Source organism: Martelella alba, from assembly GCF_005217455.1.
Lineage (GTDB): Bacteria > Pseudomonadota > Gammaproteobacteria > Enterobacterales > Enterobacteriaceae > Acerihabitans.
Map to the genome: position 1 here is coordinate 1 of NZ_SZPQ01000164.1, position 704 is coordinate 704.

Consider the following 704-nt stretch of genomic DNA (forward strand, 5'->3'; position numbering starts at 1 on the left):
ACCTGGGATAAGGCGGCCAGCGCTATCGCGTATGAGGCTGAATGGCGAAAGGATAATGGCAACTGGGTCAGCGTGGCACGCACGTCGGCGCTCGGGTTCGAGATTACCGGAATCTATGCCGGCGCGTACCAGGCTCGTGTCAGGGCAATCAATGCCAGTGACATTTCCAGCATTTGGGCAAATGCGGCCGAAACCCAACTGAACGGAAAAGAGGGCGCGCCGCCGAAACCGGTCGGATTTTCTGCCTCGACTGATGTGGTGTTCGGCATTACGCTGACCTGGGGATTTCCGGATGGCGCCGAGGATACGCTGAAAACGGAAATCCAGTACAGCGCAACTGCTGCCGGCGATAACCCCCTGTTGCTGTCGGATGTGCCGTATCCGCAAAAATCCTATCAACAGGCGGGCCTGGCCGCCGGTGTGACATTCTACTACCGTGCCCAACTGGTGGACAAAACTGGTAATGAATCCGGGTATACCGATTGGGTAGCCGGGTCATCGTCGTCTGATTCGTCAGAGGTTCTCAGCTATCTAACTGGGCAGATCACCGAGACGCAGCTCGGCCAGGACCTGTTGGGACCAGTTCAGGATGCTAGTCAGTTGAAAGACATGTGGTCGGTCAAGGTCGGCCAGACTGAAGACGGAAAACTCTACACGGCTGGCATTGGGGTGGGGGTCGAGAATACCCCGGCGGGAATGCAGAG

General features: G+C 57.4%; 1 protein-coding gene. It reads left to right on the plus strand.

Going from position 1 to position 704, the window contains the following annotated elements; genetic code table 11:
- Positions 1-704: phage tail tip fiber protein (locus FCN80_RS26225; RefSeq protein WP_136993291.1), on the plus strand; the 704-nt coding region annotated here is incomplete at both ends.